The organism is Chthoniobacter flavus Ellin428 (assembly GCF_000173075.1).
Lineage (GTDB): Bacteria > Verrucomicrobiota > Verrucomicrobiia > Chthoniobacterales > Chthoniobacteraceae > Chthoniobacter > Chthoniobacter flavus.
The window spans coordinates 39,315-57,866 of the sequence record NZ_ABVL01000004.1; the positions used below are offsets into that span (position 1 = coordinate 39,315).

Sequence of the window (18,552 nt, forward strand, 5' to 3'; positions counted from 1 at the left end):
GTTTAAGACGCCGAGACGCCTTCGGCGCAACATCCAACATCCAACGCCCAACATCCAATGAACCTACCGCCGAGCCAACCATCCCGGCAGCACGCTTGCGCCATTGGATGTTGGACGTTGGGTGTTGGACGTTGGGTGTTGGACGTTGGGTGTTGGACGTTGGGTGTTTGGTGTTGGGTGTTTGGTGTTTGGTGTTTTTCCCCTCCCTCCCGGTGCAAAATGACGCACTTTCCTCTTTGCAGCCGCTAAAACGCCACGTTTAGTGGGCCGCACTCCCCAGTGAAGTTATGAAATATCGGACCTATCTTATTTTCGGCGCTCCCGGCAGCGGCAAAGGCACGCAAGGCAAAATCCTTGGCGCGATCCCGCGGTTTTTCCACTGCGCATGCGGCGACGTCTTTCGCCAGCTCGATACGCGCACGGCGGTCGGTCAGGCTTTCATGGAATACTCCAGCCGCGGCGAACTCGTGCCCGATGAAATCACGGTGAAGCTCTGGATGGCGCGCATCGGCGACATGGTCGGCTCGCACACCTTCAAGCCGGATATCGACTCGCTGGTGCTCGATGGCATTCCGCGGAGCGTGAACCAGGCGAAGCTCATGCAGGAGATGATCGAGGTGAAAAAGGTGTTCCATCTCTCCTGCCCGGATCGCAACGCCCTCGTCACGCGTCTCAAAAAGCGCGCGCTCAAGGAAAACCGGTTCGACGATGCGAACGAAGAAACCATCCGGCGCCGTCTCGCCACTTACGATGAGGAATCGAAGCCGGTCCTCGAGTTTTACGGGCCGAATCTGGTGGAGGATATCGATGCCACGCAGACGCCGGTGAAGGTGCTGCAGGATATTCTGTTCGCGGTGAACGCGGGAAGCTGACGAAAAAGTTGAGAGTTGTGAGTTGAGGGTTGAGAGTCCTCCGCTTTCCCGCTTTTGTGCGGCGCTCCGCGCCGAAAGGATGATGTAATCTGCACGCCGCGGAGCGGCCATTCCGCGGCTTCGTGGTGGACTCTCAACTCTCAACCATCAACTCTCAACTTCCTTCGCATGCGCGCTATCTTCATGGGGACCGGTGAAATCGGGGTGCCCGCGTTGACCTGGCTGCTCGACAGTCCCGAATGGGAAGTTGTGGCCGTGGTCACGCAGCCGGACAAACCTGTCGGGCGCAAACAGGAACTGCATGCGCCGGCCACCAAGCAACTCGCGTTACAGCGCGGCGTGCCGGTGCTGCAACCCATCAAGCTCCGCACGCCCGAGTCGGTGGCGGAGATCGTGGCTTTGCAAGCGGACGTGATCGTCGTGATGGCCTACGGCCAGATTTTGCCGAAGTCAGTGCTCGATGCGCCGCGGTTGGCCTGCCTGAATTTGCACGCTTCCTTGTTGCCGCGTTGGCGCGGAGCGGCGCCGATTCAGGCGGCGATCGAAGCCGGAGATGCCGCGTCGGGCGTGACAGTCATGTACATGGCCGAAGGGCTCGATACGGGTGACATCCTGCTCATGCACGAGACGCCGATTAGCGTTCAAGACACCGGCGGCAGCTTGCACGATCGTCTCGCCGATGTTGCCGCGGCCGCGATGGCCGAGGCCTTGCCGCTCGTCGCCGCGGGACACGCCCCACGCACGCCGCAGGATGAAGCGCGCGCCAACTACGCACCGAAGCTTTCGCGCGAAAATGGCCTCATCGATTGGAAAGCCACCCCGGCGCAGATCGACCTCCGCATTCGCGCTATGAATCCCTGGCCCGCCGCGCACACTTTCCTGCCGACGCCCGCCGGGCCTCGCCAGCTCAAGGTCTTTGGTTGCGCTTTGCAAAGCGGTGGTTCCGGTGCTTCCGGCGAAGTGCTGCGGGCCGATGCGCAAGGCCTGCTCGTCTCGGCGCAAGGTGGCACCGTGCTGCTGAACGAGATCCAACTCGAAGGTAAGCGCCGTATGCCGGCGGGCGAATTCCTCCGTGGTCACTCCATCGCGCCCGGCACGATTCTCGGTTAAATGCCCCGTCCCTCCGCCGCTCAACGCCGACTCGACGAACTCGTCACCCACCTCCGCGGCTGCGCGCTGTGCCCGAAGATGCATCGCCCCGCGGTCTCCGGCGGACCGGTCTTGAGCAAGGTCATGATTGTCGGCCAGGCGCCCGGCACCAAAGAGCCCGTCCTCGGCCGGCCCTTTGCCTGGACGGCGGGCAAGACGCTCTTCGGTTGGTTTGAAAAGGCGTGCGGGATGGGCGAGGTCGAGTTTCGCGAGAGCATCTACATGGCGGCGGTCTGCCGCTGCTTCCCCGGCAAGAACGCGACCGGCGGCGACCGCGTGCCCGATGCGCAGGAAATCGCCACCTGCTCCCGCTGGCTCGAAGCGGAGATCAAGCTGCTGCAGCCCGAACTCCTCATCCCCATCGGCAAACTCGCCATCGGGCAATTCATCGCCTCCGACAAGCTCACCGAGATCATCGGCAAAAAGTCGCGCGTTACCTATCACGGCCACGACTTCGATATCGTGCCCCTGCCGCATCCCAGCGGCGCGTCCCCCTGGCACCGCATCGAACCTGGCCGCACCCTGCTCGCCCAGGCCCTCGACCTCATCATCCGCCACCCCGCGTGGCCGCGGAAGGGGTAGCTACTTCAGTTCACTCTGCCGCCAGCAGTAGTCGAAGAGCCCTTCGAATTCGACCCGCTGGAGGTCGGCGAGTTCCTTCAGGCTTTCTTCCGCGCCAAAGCGAGCTTGCTCGCATTCGCCGGTGAATAGGTACGGGTCCCAAGTGTCTTGTCGGGCCATATCCGCGGAGTGCTCGCAGGCCGTGCGGTGCAATTCATCGAAAATGGGCAGCTTGCCAGCGCGGCGAAACCAGTAGCGGGCATTGTCGAAATCCCCTTCGCGACGATGCATCATGCCGTGCCAGTAGGAACCGAGATCACCGGGGCTGTCCTGGAAGATCTTGTGAGCCTCGTCGATGGCGTCGAGAGCGTAGAAAAGACCGCCCCGTACCAGAGTAAACATGGCCGGCTTGCCGATGGCCCGCTGATCGCTGAGCGTGGCGTCATCCGCCGCCCGAAGCTGGAGCAGCAGGTCGTAGTCGAGCGGCTCGGTGGGGATGAGTTTCCGAAAACGGCCCTCCGCACGGAGAACGCGGTCGATAAAGTCCGAGTAGGTCTTCATGAACCCCAGACTCTGGGCGAATACGAAGGGCGACAAGGAAATTCCCGACCGTGGCAAGGGGGCTGCTACATAATAATACTGTTATGAGATCCATCGCCATTTGCGCGCTGCTGACCCCTGTGATCGCTGGTGGAGGCCTGGCCCTTTGGCCACAAGGCTCCGCCCCAGCGGCGAGCATGCCTTCCCCCTCGATGTCCCAGGCTGCAGTCGTGGCCCTGACGGCAGCGTCCAATGTCCGGCCCAGCAAGACCGGCAATGTCGTCAGCACCCAGCCGCAAACCCTGGATTTGCATACGGCGATCGAACACGGCCAGCTTTCCGCTGAATTTCGCGGCAACGGCCGCGACACTGTGCGGGCGATTTTGACGAACCGGACCGGCGGACAGCTCACCGTCCGTGTGGCTGGCGGACAGATGTTTGAATCAGGCACCAATCTGGTCGTCGTCCTGCGCTCCGGCGAAGTGGAACTCCGCCCCGGCACCCCAGTGGAAGTCACCATCCAGACCGCAGCCACCCGCTCCGCGAATAAGTTCGCCGACCGCGGCTACACGCTTTCCTACGGCACATTGCCCCGCTTGAAGCCCCTGCTCACCTATGCGCAGAATCATCCGGAGCTTTCCACCGCGACCCTGCAGACGGCGGTGCTCGCCCTGACGGAAAATCTTCCGCTCAGCGCCGTTTCCAAGTTCAGCGCCGCCGGCGCCGATCTGCCGACCCACTTTGATACCAGCGCGTTCCGCGTGGAGACAGGCGATATCGTCCATGCGCTGCTCACTCTGCGCGCCATCGGCGTGCGGGACGGCGATCTGGCGATGAATATCGATCCGCAGCTCAAGGTCGAGGCGATGATCGAACCCCTTACCCGCCCGTTTGCCATGCGCTACTATGGCATTACGCCGGCCACGGAGTGGGATTACTGGAAGTCCGAGTTGCTCTCCGGCGATGAGGCCACCCGCCACTACGCGCTCTACGGCATCGCGCGGTTTTATCCCGATATCGCTCTCGAGATGCTCCCGAAATGGGCGCGCGAGACCAAGATGGCCGAAGTGTTCCGCATCTCCGCCATCCAGGCGCTCGCCGACACCCAGCGGCCGGAAGCCCTGCCGATCCTCGAGAAGCTTTCGGATGAATTCGGCTCTGATACCGAACTGGGAAAAGCCGCTTCCAATTCTGCGAAATTTTTGAACACGAGCCTCGCCAAGCTGTCCGCAAACCGCACAGCGACAGTGAGTTTCCGTAGTTCCGTTGCGACTTCTCAATTCCAGTAAGTCGCGAGAGAAACCAAACTAAAGCCAGAGCTTTACCTTCCCAAAAGCTATGAAATCGCTGATCGTGTTACTCGCGGTCTGTTCGTTGGGCTACGCCGTCGACCATTGGCAGGAATTGGCGGAAAAACGTTCCTCGGTGGCGACGGTGGACGCTCCCGAGCTGATCCTCTATAGTTCGAAAGCCGAACCCGCCTGTGTGCGGCTGGAGGCCGAGTTAAAAAAACAAGGTATTCGTTACCAGAGACGTGACCTCACCGTGAATGCGACCCGACATGAGCTGAACGACGAGCTCGCCCGCGTCGGCAAAAGGGTCGACAGCGTCCCGATGCCAGTCGCGGAGATCGGCGGGGTGCTTTACGAGGGCGTGACGTTCGAGCAAATCGTGCACCGGTTGCACTAGGCGGATTCGCTTCTCCCAAATCACTCTTTCACCGGCAGCAGCGCGAACGACCGCAGGTCGTAATCGTCGTCGTGCACTTCGCCCTGGCCGTCGATAATGCACCGCTCGCGCTCGAGGATGTCTGCGCGTTTGTCCTCATCGTCCTTGTATTCGGACGATCTCTTCATCGCGTCGGATATCTGTTTCATCCGCTCCACCTCGTCGTGCCAGGGCTTCTTTTCCAACTGCCGCACGGCTTTCTTGCCCGGGCCGTTGGTGAGCACCGTCATGTCGAAACAGAAGAGGTCGATCCGCAGCGAATGGGGCGCGGCACTGCCGAAAAGCTGCTCTCGATAATCCGGCAGCTCGCCGTCCCAGCTCTTCTTGCGCGTCGCGGCAAGCTGAACGTCCCGGAAATGGGGAATGCTGTGGAACTCGGCGAAGAGCTGCGCAATCTCCGGTCGCGGCTGCTGTTCATCGGGATCGGCGCGTGGATTGCGAATGACGAACTTCACGAACTCGTCGTGATTCTTCTTCACGCTCTTCGGATGGAAGCTTTCCACGAGTTCGATGAATTTCGCCGCATCCCTCGGCGCCAGCCGTTCGCGCGCGAGTTGGAAGACCGCTCCGTTCGTCGCCGCATTCGCCTCCTGGAGAAATGTCTGCAGGCTGCCATCCTGCGATGTGAAACCGACGATACCGAAGGTGACGTTGGAAAAGTTATCCTGACTTTCGGCGGAGCCTTCGAGTTTGTTCAGCGTGCCTTCCCAGCAATCGATGAGGTTCGTGCTGCGCACAAAATCATCCGGCCACGGCAGCCCCACCGCGGCGAATTCCGCAGGCCCTGCGCGCCCGCTGGCCGAGTGCGCACCGGTCAAGGTGGCCTGGAGCTGGCGTGTATTCTCCGTCGTCTCCGCGCCGAATTCATCGATCGTTTTCGGAGTGCGCACATGCTCCGGCGAAGCGGTCTGCAGGAAGGCGACCAGCTTTTGGTTGTAATCGCGGATGAGGAAGCCACGCGCTCCTTCCGCAAAAGAATAATGGTCCTCCGCGCTCATCGATAAAATCGGGAGCACCAGCAGCCACGCGGCCATCAGGGAAAGCGAGGTTTTCATGCAGCGACCGAGAAAGTATCGCAGCAGGGGCGCGGTGCGAGTGCGAAACATGGGAGCGGAAAGTGAAAACTTCCTGCCACGCTTTCACCACAGTGGATGCTTCTTTACCACCACGACTCGGAAGATGTCTTCCGAAAGCCAGCGGCAGGCTGCGGGCACTTTCCACTTTCACTTTCCACTCCCAGCGAAAGATGCTCGATTGCCCGCGATGAAAAATCTCGCTGACGCACTGCTCTACGGAATCCTCGACCTCGGCTACACGCCGGCGGATGATGTCGAGCGCGTCACCGAGCAGATGCTCGCCGGTGGTGTGGATATCCTGCAACTGCGCGCCAAGGACTGGGACGAGTCTGCAGTCGAATCGCTCTGCAATCGTCTGCTCCCGCTCACCGAAGGCGCCGGCGTTCCTTTCATCATCAACGATTACCCACAACTCGTCCCTTCGGTCGGCGCGCAAGGCGCGCACGTTGGTCAGGATGACTTTACCGTTTCCGATGCCCGCTGGCGTGCCGGCCGTGCCCTGGCCGGGGAAGTGCCGCCGGTGATCATCGGCAAATCCACCCACAGCTTCGAGCAAGCCGTCGCTGCCGCCGCTGACGGCGCGGACTACATCGGCTTTGGCCCGCTTTTCGCCACGCCCACCAAACCGGGCCGCCCGGCCATCGGTCTCGAAAATATCGCCCGCATTCACGAGACCGTGCAGATTCCGATCTTCTGCATCGGGGGCATCAAGTGGGAAAATCTCGACGCGATCATCGAGGCCGGCGCGCGACGCGTGGTTATCGTCTCCGGTCTGCTGCAAGCGCCCGACATCGCGGCCTATGCACGGCGGGCGAAGGAGCGGTTGCTGAACAACGCTATCTGAACTCATGGTGGCGTTTATGAATGCGAAAAGGCGATCGTCGGACGCTTGCGTTTCGGAGTGCGGCGCTGCTGCGCCGCTTTTCGATCAGGCTCGCGAACCGCAATGTCCGCATTGCTCCACGATTTCCCAAAGCGGCGCAGCAGCGCACGCACTCCAAAACGCAAGCGCGCCACCGCGCGCGGCGTAAATTGGGCGCATTCCCATGAGTGAATCCTCCATCCAAAATGTCTCCGACACCGCCTTTATGGTGGCCGCCTATCGTGCCGCTGAGACCGAGCGTCCCAATGCGCTGTTCCAAGATCCACTCGCGGCCCGTTTGTCCGGCGACCATGGGAAAAAGATCATCGAAAACCTTCCCAAGGGAGCATTCGTCGGCGGCTGGTCCGTCATCATTCGGACCTGTGTAATCGATCGGTTGATCCAGACAGCCATCGCCGAAGGGATCGAGACCATTTTGAATCTCGGCGCGGGCCTCGATACGCGGCCTTATCGGATGGACTTGCCCGCATCGTTGCGTTGGATCGAAGCCGACTTCCCGCACATGATCGAATTGAAAGAAGAGAAGCTGGCTGGGGAAACGGCATGCTGCCGATTGGAGCGCATCAGCGTGGACTTGGGCGACGATGCGGCACGGGAAAAGTTCCTCGCCGAAGTGGCGGCCAGTTCAGCGAAGATTCTCGTCCTGACCGAGGGAGTGATTCCTTATCTGACCCCGGAGCAGGTTACCGCCCTCGCGCGGGATCTGAAATCAAAGCCGTCGTTCCGATATTGGATCGCCGATTACTTTGCGCCGGAGACCTATCGCTATCGGCGGCGCAAAGGAATGACGCGCGTGATGAAGAACGCTCCCTTCCGATTTGAGCCCGCCGACTTCTTCGGATTCTTTCGCGAACGGGGCTGGCAACCGAAGGAGATCCGTTACCTCGCGGAAGAGGCAGAACAGCTAAACCGTCCCCTGCGGTTTCCATTGCCGATGCGAATGTGGATCAAACTGGTGAGCCTGCTCATGTCGCCGGAAAGGCGGGCATCCATGAAGCGGTTCATGGGGTATGTGCTCTTTGAGCCGATGGCGTGATGGGCTTTTCGTGTTCAGTGCGGCGGAACCGCAACCAAAGAATTTTTTTTAAACGCAGAGGCCGCAGAGACGCAGAGAAGCAACCAAAGAGAACCGCGAATGGGTGCCAATGAGCGCGAATAAAGGGCGCAAACGCGATTTTTTCCATACGCGTTTATTCGTGTCCATTCACGGTTCAAAAAGTTCCGCAAGCTGCGTACACTTTTCGGGGTAGCACTGCGGAGAGCGCCGAGGGCAGGAGAGGAATACGCTCTCTTTTCAGTGTCATCCTGAGCGAAGCGCTCGCGGGCCAGTGGGGAGCGCGCAGTCGAAGGATCCGGTCGCTTTACGAGCGATTCTCGCTGGTTGTTCGGCCGGGTTGCTGAGCAGTCCCATAGGCGTCTCGCCGGTTGTTCCACGGGGTTCTTCGACTCCGTGCCCGCCACCTACCCGCCGGGGCACTCCGCTCAGAATGACCGCGAGGAGAGGAGTTTGCTTATCTCGCCGTCGCTGAAAATTGAGGACAAAGGCTCTACGGTTTTGCGGCCTCAGGTGTGATCTGGTAAAGCCGAATCCCCGGCTGCAGATACGAGATTGTGCCCTTCGGCCATTCCTTGAGCAGTTTGCCCTCGGCGAAAAGGTGGGCGTAGAAATCGCGCTGTTTGTTGTAGCCGGACTTCACGTTGGCTTGCGGCTTGGTCTCGTCGTTAAAGTAGCGCCCGTAGTTTTGTTTGCACACCGCGACGTAGCCCACGCCTTCGCTGCGCAATTTGTCCAAGTCGCCGAGATCGGGGGCGAGGCCGGATTTCGCCTCGAGCACTTTTTGCGGGACGCGGGCGGTGCTGCTCGGGCCATCGTTGCCCTTGGTCGCGGCGAGATTCACCCGATGATCTTCGGCGATGACGGCATCGAGCGGCAGGTTCGCTTTGATCCACGCGGCGACGGCGGCGGGGTCGTCGTGTTGAAAACCATCCCACGAGCGATGAAACGCCGGCCATTCCACATAAACCGTCCACGCGAGCAACGCTGCCGTCACGGCATGGCCGAGGAGGATGCGGCCGCGAATATCCGACGCTCCGAGCACACGCCCGATCTCGCCTACTCCGAGCGCCGCCAGTAGAGGCACCATCGCGCTCACCGGCAGGAGGTAACGCTCGGCAATTTTCGGTGAGCAGGAGATCAGGCCGAGGAAGAGGATGGGGAAGAGCAGGGTGATCCACTCGGCTGGCGTGCGGCGCCGCGCGGTGGCCAGCAACGCGACGGCGTAGATGGCCACGAACCCCCATTCCACCGGTGGCACCTTGCTCTTCAGCGAGTTGACGTATTCCGCGTGGGGCACCTTGCGAGTCAGCCCGTGGTGACCGCCAGCCACACCGTCCATCTCGTTGCGAATGCTCCTAAACGGGCTGGAGATCTGCCAACCGAACATCGGGAAATTGCAGATGAGGAAGGTGACGACGAAGACGATGGCAAAGGACTTTACCCGCGCCTTCCGCGGCAGAAAGGCATCGCTCGTCTTGTGCCAGATGACGATGGGCAGCGCGAAGAGAATCGCGACGATGCCGAGGTACTTCCCCGCCGCGGCCAGCCCGCAGGCGATGGCCAGGAAGCGCAGCGGGCGTTTCCCCGGCGCGCGCCACCAGATGTGCGCCGCGAGGAGGGCGAGCGCCAACCCGAAGAGCAGCGCCGGGTCCTCCTTCATGTAGTGCGACATCTCGAAGAGATCGTCCTGCAAAGCCACAGCCAGCCCCGCGCCCCAGCCGATGAGCAGCCCATAGTTCCACCACGCGAGCAGCGCAAACGCCACTACGCTCCCCGCGGCAAACGCTGCCGACACCCACCGCCCCGTTTCCACGATTGCCTGTGGATCGTGCGGCAGAAAGGCAAGGTGCGCGACATAAGTGGAGACCTGCAGGAGGAGCAGGGGATGATGGTAATTGCGACTGCCCACCAACACCTGCGTGACCTTGCCGCCTTCGTCGGGGTGATAAGTGTAGGGGAAATTATTGTGCCGCGTGTGCAGCCACAGGGTGAGGGCAAAGAGCACCACGGCCATGAGCCATACACCCGGCGTGATGCGCGGAGATTCGGTGGTCGCGGGAGAGGGAAGGGGATCGGTCACAATGAGGGAGCGGCTTGGTTACACGATGGCGTCGAACCGGGCAAAAGAGGGAGAAACATCCAACATCCAATTAAGAGCGCGTTCCGCACACGCATGCGCCATTGGGTGTTGAGTGTTGGATGTTGGATGTTCAGTCTTCACGGACAGCACCATTCCATTGAAATTCTCGAAGTCCTTTTTTGCACGTCTGTTTTGGTTTCTCGTCGGCGGGGTGCTGAGCATCTGGGTCAATGCCGGGCTGTTTCGGCTCTTTTCCCACGGCTTCGGGTGGAAGGACTGGCTCGCCTACGCGCTGAGTCTCGCGATCGTCAATGTGCTCCTATTCCTGTGGAACTACGTCGTCGGCTTCAAATCCGACCGGCACTGGACGGATGCCGCATGGCGCCAGGCCGTCTGCTTGAGCGTGTCCAATGGGCTCAATTACACGCTCGTCCTCGTCCTGCTGAGGCTCATCCCGCATTGTCCCGAAATCTTCGCGAAGGCCTTTGGCTGGTCGCCTTTCATCCACCAAAAACTGGTCGATCTCTGGAAAGAAGGCGTCATCGCCGGCGTGCAGGTCTTCATCGCTTTTTTCAAATTCGGCCTCTACCACTACTGGGTCTACCCCCAGCGCGAATCGGCCGCTTCTCCGGCCGAGGCGGAGCGGGCGTAGCGCACCTTTACGGCGCCGCCGGGTTTCCATCAGCCATTTTCCGTTAGTCTGTCATTTCCCCATTTTCCATCTGCCATCCCCATGCCTGAACCCACGGCGCCCGAACCTCTTCGTTTTTCCATGCAGTGGCGCCGGCTCGTGCTGCTCTGCCTCCCGGCGCTGATCCTTGGCGCCATCTTGCGGTTCTCCCTCCTTACCGCCCTGCCGGAGGGCTACTACGGTCCGGACAGCAATTCTTATTTCGACACCACCTCCGCGCTCTGGCTGAAGCATGAGTGGGACATGGGGCCAAAACGCCGCTGGGTTTATCCGCTGCTCCTCATTCCCACGCCGATTTTGCCCGGCCGCAATGTCGCCACCATCGCGGTCGTGCAGCACATCGTCGGCCTGCTCGTGTCGGTCATTGGTATCGGCTGGATCACGCTGAATCTCACTCGCCGCCCGACGATCTGGGTGCCACTGGTCGCCATCTTTGTGGCCATCTGGCCGCGGATGGTCTGGTACGAGCAGGAAGTCGTCGCCGAGTCCATTTTGCTCGATAGCATCATTCTCACCATGGCCCTGGCCTTCCCGGTGCAACGCTTGCGCGAGCCGAAACGCCTATTCTGGTTCCTCATGGCCGCGGCCTTGATCATCGCCATCAAGCCACATGGCCGGCCGATCTGGATCGGGCTGATGATTTCCGCCGTGCTGCTCGCCGGATGGCCGTGGCGCTGGAGCAAGCCCTGCTGGGGCGCGCTGGCACTCTCGCTGGTCGTGATCCTGACCACCGGCAGTTCCAAGCAGGGCCCCTGGCTGTTGCTTAGTTCTTCCTTGCCGCTGGTGGATCCGGACCACGGCAAATGGCCCGAGTATCGGGCCGTTCTCAAACCCTTCATTGAAGAAGCCCGCGCCGATCTCTCACAGTATCCTTGGAAACAGGCGCGTTATAAAAAGATGCTCGTCGAGTCCGGCGAGAATCTGCAGCTCGGTCCCGTGTGGCAGGAGATGCTCAAGGAACGGAAAAAGACGAAATTCCTGCGTGTCTGCAACGATCTGGCTCACGACGCCATTTTGCATTCGCCCTTCACTTACGCGCAGATGGTTTTGCGGAAAATCGGCGCGGTCCTGGCCGATCAAGACGCAGGCACGTTCATGGCGCCCCGCGCCTTTTGGAAAAGCCAGCTCGACGACAACGAGGAGCGCTGGATGAAGCATCCGGATGAAATGAAGCTGCTCTACGAGATGGACGAGAACGCCTATCTCTCCCTGGCCGAGCAGCGCCGAAAGCAGAGGGAATGGTACGAGCCCTGGGTCTACCACTTTGACCATGCCTTTTCCTGGATGAAGGCAAGCCGTGGCGAAGCCCGAAAGCTATATCTGCATCCGGCATGGTTCGGACTTCTCGCCTTGTTCGGCTTTCTCACCTGCCTGCGCCCCTCCCGCTGGCGCGAGACTTCGCCGCTCTGGCTTGCGCTGGGGTTCTATCTGGGCTTGATCTTTGGGATCGGTGATGCGGTGAGCCGTTATTTGCAGCCGATCGAATGGATCGGTCTTATTTTCGTGGCCTTGGGCCTGGACTGGTTGCTCGGGCTGGTCTGGCGGGAAGAGCCAGTCCCCGAAGAAGTGGAAAGTTGAGAGTGGATAGTTGATAGCCCTCCGCGTTTCCACTGAAATGGTCGCTTCGCGGCGGCGGCTTGCGAAACTCCAATCCGCGCGGAGCGCGCAAAAAGATTGAGAAAGCGGCTGGTCTATCAACTATCAATTGCCTCCACGGCACCGCAGGCTTCTCCTTCGTCGAATATCAACTATCAACTCCCTGCATCCCCTTGTCCGACTCCGTAACTGCTCCAGCCCGACCCCAGTCGAAGTTCGCTAGTTTCCTGCGCGAGCCGCCGGTGGCTCTTGAGGTCATCCTGTGGCTGCTGTTGGTCGCGGTGGTCGTCGGCATCCGCCTGTATCTCTGGCACCTCTTGCCCGCTTACATGTGGTCGCGCGATGCCGGGTCATACACCTTTGCCGCCTTTCAGTGGCTGGACACGGGGGAAATGGTTTTCGATGGCCGGCGCGGACCGGTCTACACGCTGCTCATTGCCGGGGCGCTCAAGCTCTTCGGTACCATGAATGGAGTGGTGTGGACGCAGCATGCACTCAATGGGCTGGCCATTCTCGGCATCGTGGCCACGGCCCGCTATTGTTGGGGACGCGTAGCGGTGTTGCCGCTCTTCCTCTGCGGCATTTGCCTCGCAGCTTACGGTCTGCCACTGCATCTGGGGCAACTCATTCGCAACGAATCCGTGCTCTTCATTCTCTCCGCAGCGGCCTTTTGTTCGTGGTGGCTGGCGCTGAAGCGGAACTCCCAGACGTGGCTCTTTATCGCCGCTTTGAGCGCAGGTATCCTCACCATGACGAAGAATGTCTTCGTCCCGTTTCCTTTCGCGCTCATCGCCGGGGCCTGGTTCCTGGAAGGGCACACTTTGCGCGGGAAAATCACCCGTGTGATCCTGGTCGTCTGCGGCTTCGCCCTGCCGTTTATCGCCCTGCGGCTCGACAACGAGGTGAGCGTCCATGTGAACCCGCCGGAGCCCCAGTCGGGGATCCTTTTCTACGGGCGCACCGCCCAGTGGACCAAGCTCGATGGCGGCATCGAGCCCGAGCTCAAGGCCAAGATTCGCGCCGAGGTCGAGGATTACAAGGCGCGCCCGAAGCTCGATAACAACATTGTCATCAAGCGCACCATCGTCCCGCATCTGTGGCGCGAATTGCAGGCGCAGGGCAAGACCGCCGTGGATCTCGATCGCCTCTGCCGCCGGTTGGCGATTGAGGCGGTGAAAAACCAGCCGAAGGCCTTTTGGGGCCAGATGTGCGCGGATACCTACAAACTCAACGTCCGCGGGGTGAAAAATGACTTCCCCAGCCCGGAACAGGTTCGCGATGCCATCGAGGAATTGCACCACCGCGACGATGACCAGCGGGTTCATCCCACAATGCAGGTGGAAAAGAACCTGGCCGCGCTCGAAGCGCACGAAGACAAGAACGATTTCCGCCTCTTCCACCGCCTCCTCAGCCGCGCGTTGCTCTTCCAATTCTATCCGGTATTCGAAACCACCATCGCGCTCTGCTTCATATGCCTCTGCACGCGCGGACGGGAACGCGAATTCTTCCTCGGGGGCGCTGCGGTCTGGTTTTTCAACATGGTGCTCCTTTGCACCGTCGGCCGCCCTATCGAACGTTATCTCATGCCGCTGGTGCCAGTGATGTTCTGGGCACTCTCGGGCGCGCTGGTGCTGCTGTGGAGGACCGCCCTGCGGGTGAAAGCGGAACCGGTGAGCATAAGCGTTTCAAGTGAAAGCGTAGCCGAAGCGAGTCGGTAGAGCTGCGGGGCGCACTCGGCGCATTCGCCGTGGGAGGATTTACGCCCTCGAATTCGCCAGTCGGCATCGCTGGTAGAGAGCGCAATTGTAGGGCGGTCCTCCTGGCCGCCGTTCGTTTGCCTTTGAATCCATGCATCCACACACGGCGGCGAAGATCGCCGGCCCTACAATCGCGCTGTCTATTCGCATGGAATCGATCACGGGATGAGGCGGGTGCTACCAGTGCAACGAGGGTGAAGATTATCCGCAGCCGGATGGTCGACACGGCTCATCACCCAAACGTCGCCGCGACCGCCTTGCCACGCCACGCCAAATCCCTTGCGCTTTTGCCCTGCAGTGCCAACCCAAAAATGGACGCAGCTTGCGTAGAATTTTTTAACCGCAAATGGACGCCAATGAACGCGAATAGGAGAGGGAGGTGAAGGCGTTTTCCTATTCGTGTCCACGAGCGGTTTTTACTCCACCAGCCCTCTACACTTCTTCTCTGCGCCTCCGCGGCCTCTGCGTTTAAAAATTTCTTTGGCTGCGGCCCGGTCGCGCCGCGCCCTCGGCGTTTAGTAACCAACCCGGCTGTAGCCGGTGGTTACCACCGGCGCCGTATGTTGAACGGGTGCGGTGTGTTGCACCACGGGCGGGTGATAATTCGTCGTGCTCTGCGTCGAATGATTGCAGCCGGTGGAACCGCCGAGACCAGTCGATGAGCCGTTATAGGTCGGATGGATCGCGGAAGACCCAGCCGAGACTACGCCCGAAGTCGTCTGCCGTGGCACAAAGGTGCTCGACCGTTGCACGCCGCTGCCACCGAGCGTGGCCGAATTAAGCGAGGTGTGATTGGAAAAGCGCCAGGGCTCCGGTTGGTTGTGGGGCGCCAGGCTCGTGCTGGTCGAGACGAACGGTCCGCGGGCGTTGGTTCCCGTCGAACGCTGGGTCCGTTGCACATATCCATTACGGAAATAGAAAACATAGACCGGATAGTACCAAGTCTCCCCATACATCGTCCGCTCCACATGCTCAGGTTGACCGTAGCTGCGCTGCACCTCCTCTGGAGACGCCTTCGATACAAACGGGGCGGGGGTGGCGGACGGATCATTGGAGCTATCCGCAGCCGGATTGGACTGGTCGGGCTGAGGAGTCGGAGATGCCTGGTCCGCCTGTGCGGGCGTGATGAGCTTGGAAATCTGCGGCAGGGGATTCGGAACGGAAGCCGCGAGCGTATTGACTTCGCTTTTGAGCGTCGTCATGTCGGGCATATGTGGCAGTACCGCGATGGCACTGAGACTGGTCGCCGCGAGGAAGAGTAACGCCTTCATAAGTCCAAAGTGATTAAAACCGCGCTGATTTCACCATTTCGGCGGTGACAGGTCAAGATTACTTCCAGATAAAATTGCCGTGAATTTGCGCACCCCCACCCGGAGGACAGGGCGTCCCCCGTCGAACGGCTCTCGACACCGATTTGCGCCTTCGGAGGCATGCCCTTGGCAAAATCCCCCCAGAGTAACCCTCCCTCCAAACTTGACCGCAGCCCTCTCTTAGCCTACCACCAACCCCTTCTCGAAAAAACCGTACCTCGTTTTGTCCACGACGCTTAGCCCTACCACTCCCGCTGCCACGCCCGCCGTTTCGGATCTGGCGGTGTCTGTCCTCATCCCGGCGTTTAATGAGGAGGAATCCATCACCGGCACCGTTGAGGCTATCCGGAAATTCGAGCCCTACGTCCGCGCCCTGGAGATCATCGTCATCAACGACGGCTCCAAGGATCGCACCGGGGAGATCGCCCGCACGCTGCCCGTCACCCTCCTCGAGCACGAGACGAATGCCGGCTACGGCGCCGCCCTGAAAAACGGCCTGCGCAACGCCAAGCACGACTACATCCTCATCGCCGACGCCGACGGCACCTATCCGCTGGAAGATATCCCGCGGCTCCTCGCCGAGGCGGACAAATACGCCATGGTCGTGGGCGCCCGCACTGGGGCCATTGTCCAGGTCCCGACGCTGCGCAAGCCCGGGAAGTGGATCATCACCCGGCTCGCGGAATACCTCAGCAACCGCAAGATCCCCGATCTCAATTCCGGTTTCCGCGTCTTCCGCAAGGACGTGGCCATGCGCTTCATCCAGCTTTACCCCGAGGGCTTTTCGTTCACCACGACGATCACCCTGGCGATGATGACCAACCACTATCCGGTCAAGTTCATCCCCATCAATTATCACCGTCGCGTGGGCAAATCGTCGATCAAGCCCCTGCGCGACTTCACCAATTTCACCATTCTCATCATTCGCATCTGCGCTTACTTCAAGCCGCTGAATGTCTTCGTCCCTCCGGCGCTGACCCTCATTTTGCTGGGAGTAATCAAGGGTGGAATCGACTACAGCCATCAGCATCACCTCGGTCTCTTTGGAATTGTGCTCGCCATGACTGGGGTGCAAATGCTTTTCATTGGGTTACTTGCGGACTTGATCGACCACCGCATGAAACTGTAGTTGTTTCCGCGACATGCCGAATTCCCTTCGCTTACACGCCTCGGATCGCCTGCTCTACTTCGCTCCGCATCCGGACGATGAAACCCTCGCCGGTGGCGGGCTGATCCAAAAAGCCGCCGCCCTCGGAGCCCAGCTCTGCGTCGTTTTCCTCACCAATGGCGACCGCAATCCGTGGCCGCAGCGGGTGATGGAACGGACGATCTTCCTCGATTCCAAGGCGCGTCGTCGCTGGGGTCTGCGCCGGCAGGGCGAAGCGCGCGCCGCGCTGGATATGCTCGGCGCCGGTGGTTCGGCCGAAAGTGCATTTCATCGGGCTGGCCTGACCAGGGCGTGACCAATTTGCTCATGACCGCCGACGAAGTGGCGCTCGACAACATCGTCAATTTCATCCGCGACTGGAAGCCGACCAGATTTTCACCCCGGCTGCCGAGGATACGCATCCTGATCACAGCGCCTTCTTTGTCATGCTCCAGCTCGCGCTGGATCGCCTGCATGCCCGCGGCCACGATACCAAGCCGACGCTCAGCTACCTGGTCCACTATCCCAAGGCGCGCCTCAACCGCACCTTGCGCACGCTGAAGCTCACGCCCAAGGAAAAGGCGCTCAAGGCCGAGGCCATCCAGCAGCACGAGACGCAGATGCTCTCGCGCCGCCGCTTCCTCGCCCATGCCCGCGACACCGAGGATTTCCACCTCCCTATGGCGCCGGAGGCCAAGCACCCGCATCACCCGGTGGCCGCCGGCGATATCGCCCGTGGTGCGTTGCAACTGCGCCTCAAGCTCCTCAAGCCGGCCCTCAGTTTCCGCGACGCCAAGCTTCACGTGGTGCTCGAGACCCTGCTCGAAGGCAGCCTGCGCTGGACGCTGAAGATGCCCAGCAAATCCGCCAAGGCGCGCATCCACTGTGCGGTCACTGGCAAGCCCGTCCGCTGGGCCTCGGTGCGCATCACCGGCCGTCACGCCACGATTTCACTCCCGGCGATGAACGCCGTCCCGCTCACGCGCATTTTCGTGAAGCTGGAAAAGCGCCCGCTCTTCTTCGACATCGCCGGCTGGCGTGAGATCGCCGTCGACGAAGCCCGCCGCCCGAAGCTGCACTTTCACCGGCACACCTCCGCGCATCCGCACGCGGCGGAGTAGGGGCGCGATTCGGTAGCAGAATTCCGGGGATCGCACCCGTCTCGGGTGCTGGCGACGGCGTCTCGCCGTCGCGGACTTTTTAATAATTTCGCCGGTTCTAACTTGCGCGCGTGTGGAAAGTTCGTTGTGGCGAGACGCCGCAACCAGCACCCGGGACGGGCGCGCTCCCCGGAGCTCCGCTGCGCCCTAGCCTCGATTCCGCACCCGGAACTGCCGAGGCGTCACGCCGGTGCGTTTGCGAAACTGTTGCGTAAACGCGCTCTGGTCGCAGAATCCGTGCTGGATCGCGATCTCGCTAATTGGTGTGGATGTCCGCACCAAGGCTTCCGCCGCGGATTGAATCCGCGTGCGCAACAACAACTCGTGCGGCGTGAGCCCCAGCGTGGTCCGCAACAGCCGGTGCAAATGCCGCTCCGAAACGCCCGCCGCGCGCGCCAGTTCCGCGGTGGTCAGATTCCGCCCGCAATGCTGCCGCGCATATTGCACGGCCGCGGTGACCTCGCGCACATCGTAGTGCCGCATGCGATCCTCGTCGCGTCGCGTGATCCCCATCACCCCAATGACCTTGCCGCGCCTATCGCGCACCGGCAGTTTCGTGGTGAGAAACCAGTCGAGATTCCGCTGCTCATTATACCAGAGCTCCAGGCGATTGATGAGCGGCTTGCCGCTGCGGATCACCTGCTGATCATCCTCGCGAAAGGCCTTCGCCCAGTCCGCAGGAAAGAACTTTTCATCCATCGCGCCGACGAGCTCATCTTCGCTCTCGATGTCGAAACGCGTGAAGGTTTCGCTGTTCGCGGCGATGTGCCGCCCCTGCGCATCTTTCACAAAGAAGAACACCCCGGGCAAATGCTCGAATATCGCGCGCACCGCCTGTGGATCGGCCATGCGGGCGAAAAAATCAGCCTGAAGGCGTTCAGAAGGCATGGCCGTATTTTAATAGAAAATGGCAGGCTGTCACCAGACAAGACTAGCCCGCAGCGG

Annotated in this window: 18 protein-coding genes; 13 read left to right on the forward strand and 5 right to left on the reverse strand. The window is 60.9% G+C overall.

Going from position 1 to position 18,552, the window contains the following annotated elements; genetic code table 11:
* Positions 1-287 precede the first annotated feature (287 nt).
* The 3 genes from CFE428DRAFT_RS08005 (at position 288) to CFE428DRAFT_RS08015 (ending at position 2,603) form a co-directional block, all read left to right on the forward strand.
* On the forward strand, positions 288-872 hold the full coding sequence (locus CFE428DRAFT_RS08005) for an adenylate kinase family protein (protein WP_006978995.1): 585 nt from the start codon (positions 288-290) through the stop codon (positions 870-872).
* Between the two features lie 168 nt (positions 873-1,040).
* On the forward strand, positions 1,041-1,982 hold the full coding sequence (gene fmt / locus CFE428DRAFT_RS08010; RefSeq protein WP_006978996.1) for a methionyl-tRNA formyltransferase: 942 nt from the start codon (positions 1,041-1,043) through the stop codon (positions 1,980-1,982).
* On the forward strand, positions 1,983-2,603 hold the full coding sequence (locus CFE428DRAFT_RS08015) for a uracil-DNA glycosylase family protein (RefSeq protein ID WP_006978997.1): 621 nt from the start codon (positions 1,983-1,985) through the stop codon (positions 2,601-2,603).
* Here CFE428DRAFT_RS08015 and CFE428DRAFT_RS33245 read toward each other — a convergent pair whose 3' ends face one another.
* A complete protein-coding gene (locus tag CFE428DRAFT_RS33245) occupies positions 2,604-3,143 on the reverse strand; it encodes a hypothetical protein (protein WP_006978998.1) in 540 nt (179 codons plus the stop codon).
* 83 nt (positions 3,144-3,226) lie between these two features.
* On the opposite strand from CFE428DRAFT_RS33245, the gene CFE428DRAFT_RS08025 reads away from it, so the two are divergent.
* Together CFE428DRAFT_RS08025 and CFE428DRAFT_RS08030 are read left to right on the forward strand one after the other, a co-directional pair.
* Positions 3,227-4,411, forward strand: a complete 1,185-nt coding sequence (locus tag CFE428DRAFT_RS08025) for a HEAT repeat domain-containing protein (RefSeq protein ID WP_131990065.1) — start codon at positions 3,227-3,229, stop codon at positions 4,409-4,411.
* Positions 4,412-4,460: 49 nt separating this feature from the next.
* Complete coding sequence (locus CFE428DRAFT_RS08030; protein WP_006979000.1) at positions 4,461-4,811, forward strand: thioredoxin domain-containing protein; 351 nt, start codon at positions 4,461-4,463, stop codon at positions 4,809-4,811.
* A gap of 20 nt (positions 4,812-4,831) precedes the next feature.
* Here the strand turns inward: CFE428DRAFT_RS08030 and CFE428DRAFT_RS08035 are convergent, their stop codons facing one another.
* On the reverse strand, positions 4,832-5,905 hold the full coding sequence (locus tag CFE428DRAFT_RS08035; RefSeq protein WP_131990064.1) for a hypothetical protein: 1,074 nt from the start codon (positions 5,903-5,905) through the stop codon (positions 4,832-4,834).
* Between the two features lie 208 nt (positions 5,906-6,113).
* Here CFE428DRAFT_RS08035 and thiE point away from each other — a divergent pair, with 208 nt between their 5' ends.
* The gene (gene thiE, locus CFE428DRAFT_RS08040) at positions 6,114-6,770 is read left to right on the forward strand and encodes a thiamine phosphate synthase (protein ID WP_006979002.1); all 657 of its coding nucleotides are present in this window, start codon (positions 6,114-6,116) and stop codon (positions 6,768-6,770) included.
* A 202-nt stretch (positions 6,771-6,972) separates the two neighbouring features.
* The gene (locus CFE428DRAFT_RS08045) at positions 6,973-7,845 is read left to right on the forward strand and encodes a class I SAM-dependent methyltransferase (protein WP_006979003.1); all 873 of its coding nucleotides are present in this window, start codon (positions 6,973-6,975) and stop codon (positions 7,843-7,845) included.
* 511 nt (positions 7,846-8,356) lie between these two features.
* Here CFE428DRAFT_RS08045 and CFE428DRAFT_RS08050 read toward each other — a convergent pair.
* Positions 8,357-9,946 (reverse strand): ArnT family glycosyltransferase, encoded by a 1,590-nt coding sequence (locus CFE428DRAFT_RS08050; protein ID WP_131990063.1) that lies wholly within the window; start codon positions 9,944-9,946, stop codon positions 8,357-8,359.
* Between the two features lie 157 nt (positions 9,947-10,103).
* On the opposite strand from CFE428DRAFT_RS08050, the gene CFE428DRAFT_RS08055 reads away from it, so the two are divergent.
* From CFE428DRAFT_RS08055 to CFE428DRAFT_RS08065, 3 genes are all read left to right on the forward strand, one after another.
* Positions 10,104-10,598 (forward strand): GtrA family protein, encoded by a 495-nt coding sequence (locus CFE428DRAFT_RS08055; RefSeq protein ID WP_042724647.1) that lies wholly within the window; start codon positions 10,104-10,106, stop codon positions 10,596-10,598.
* An 81-nt stretch (positions 10,599-10,679) separates the two neighbouring features.
* A complete protein-coding gene (locus tag CFE428DRAFT_RS08060; RefSeq protein WP_042724648.1) occupies positions 10,680-12,215 on the forward strand; it encodes a hypothetical protein in 1,536 nt (511 codons plus the stop codon).
* A gap of 191 nt (positions 12,216-12,406) precedes the next feature.
* Positions 12,407-13,951 carry an ArnT family glycosyltransferase gene (locus CFE428DRAFT_RS08065; RefSeq protein ID WP_131990062.1) on the forward strand — a complete coding sequence of 515 codons (1,545 nt, stop codon included), beginning with the start codon at positions 12,407-12,409 and terminating at the stop codon, positions 13,949-13,951.
* A 554-nt stretch (positions 13,952-14,505) separates the two neighbouring features.
* On the opposite strand, the gene CFE428DRAFT_RS08070 is transcribed toward CFE428DRAFT_RS08065, so the two are convergent.
* Positions 14,506-15,261 (reverse strand): hypothetical protein, encoded by a 756-nt coding sequence (locus CFE428DRAFT_RS08070; RefSeq protein ID WP_006979008.1) that lies wholly within the window; start codon positions 15,259-15,261, stop codon positions 14,506-14,508.
* Between the two features lie 262 nt (positions 15,262-15,523).
* Between CFE428DRAFT_RS08070 and CFE428DRAFT_RS08075 the strand changes: the two genes are divergently transcribed.
* The 3 genes from CFE428DRAFT_RS08075 to CFE428DRAFT_RS33255 all read left to right on the forward strand — a co-directional run bounded on the left by CFE428DRAFT_RS08075 (position 15,524) and on the right by CFE428DRAFT_RS33255 (position 17,568).
* Complete coding sequence (locus tag CFE428DRAFT_RS08075; protein ID WP_006979009.1) at positions 15,524-16,429, forward strand: glycosyltransferase family 2 protein; 906 nt, start codon at positions 15,524-15,526, stop codon at positions 16,427-16,429.
* Between the two features lie 13 nt (positions 16,430-16,442).
* The gene (locus CFE428DRAFT_RS33250; RefSeq protein WP_006979010.1) at positions 16,443-16,763 is read left to right on the forward strand and encodes a PIG-L deacetylase family protein; all 321 of its coding nucleotides are present in this window, start codon (positions 16,443-16,445) and stop codon (positions 16,761-16,763) included.
* A gap of 130 nt (positions 16,764-16,893) precedes the next feature.
* Positions 16,894-17,568 carry a hypothetical protein gene (locus tag CFE428DRAFT_RS33255; RefSeq protein ID WP_006979011.1) on the forward strand — a complete coding sequence of 225 codons (675 nt, stop codon included), beginning with the start codon at positions 16,894-16,896 and terminating at the stop codon, positions 17,566-17,568.
* Between the two features lie 186 nt (positions 17,569-17,754).
* Here CFE428DRAFT_RS33255 and CFE428DRAFT_RS08085 read toward each other — a convergent pair whose 3' ends face one another.
* Positions 17,755-18,495 (reverse strand): AraC family transcriptional regulator, encoded by a 741-nt coding sequence (locus CFE428DRAFT_RS08085; RefSeq protein ID WP_131990060.1) that lies wholly within the window; start codon positions 18,493-18,495, stop codon positions 17,755-17,757.
* Between the last annotated feature and the right edge of the window lie 57 nt (positions 18,496-18,552).

Coding starts and splice junctions, on each gene's coding strand:
- CFE428DRAFT_RS08005 (WP_006978995.1), top strand. CDS start 288: ATGAAATATCGGACCTATCTTATTTTCGGCGCTCCCGGCAGCGGCAAA.
- fmt (WP_006978996.1), top strand. CDS start 1,041: ATGCGCGCTATCTTCATGGGGACCGGTGAAATCGGGGTGCCCGCGTTG.
- CFE428DRAFT_RS08015 (WP_006978997.1), top strand. CDS start 1,983: ATGCCCCGTCCCTCCGCCGCTCAACGCCGACTCGACGAACTCGTCACC.
- CFE428DRAFT_RS33245 (WP_006978998.1), bottom strand. CDS start 3,143: ATGAAGACCTACTCGGACTTTATCGACCGCGTTCTCCGTGCGGAGGGC.
- CFE428DRAFT_RS08025 (WP_131990065.1), top strand. CDS start 3,227: ATGAGATCCATCGCCATTTGCGCGCTGCTGACCCCTGTGATCGCTGGT.
- CFE428DRAFT_RS08030 (WP_006979000.1), top strand. CDS start 4,461: ATGAAATCGCTGATCGTGTTACTCGCGGTCTGTTCGTTGGGCTACGCC.
- CFE428DRAFT_RS08035 (WP_131990064.1), bottom strand. CDS start 5,905: ATGAAAACCTCGCTTTCCCTGATGGCCGCGTGGCTGCTGGTGCTCCCG.
- thiE (WP_006979002.1), top strand. CDS start 6,114: ATGAAAAATCTCGCTGACGCACTGCTCTACGGAATCCTCGACCTCGGC.
- CFE428DRAFT_RS08045 (WP_006979003.1), top strand. CDS start 6,973: ATGAGTGAATCCTCCATCCAAAATGTCTCCGACACCGCCTTTATGGTG.
- CFE428DRAFT_RS08060 (WP_042724648.1), top strand. CDS start 10,680: ATGCCTGAACCCACGGCGCCCGAACCTCTTCGTTTTTCCATGCAGTGG.
- CFE428DRAFT_RS08070 (WP_006979008.1), bottom strand. CDS start 15,261: ATGAAGGCGTTACTCTTCCTCGCGGCGACCAGTCTCAGTGCCATCGCG.
- CFE428DRAFT_RS33250 (WP_006979010.1), top strand. CDS start 16,443: ATGCCGAATTCCCTTCGCTTACACGCCTCGGATCGCCTGCTCTACTTC.
- CFE428DRAFT_RS33255 (WP_006979011.1), top strand. CDS start 16,894: ATGCTCCAGCTCGCGCTGGATCGCCTGCATGCCCGCGGCCACGATACC.
- CFE428DRAFT_RS08085 (WP_131990060.1), bottom strand. CDS start 18,495: ATGCCTTCTGAACGCCTTCAGGCTGATTTTTTCGCCCGCATGGCCGAT.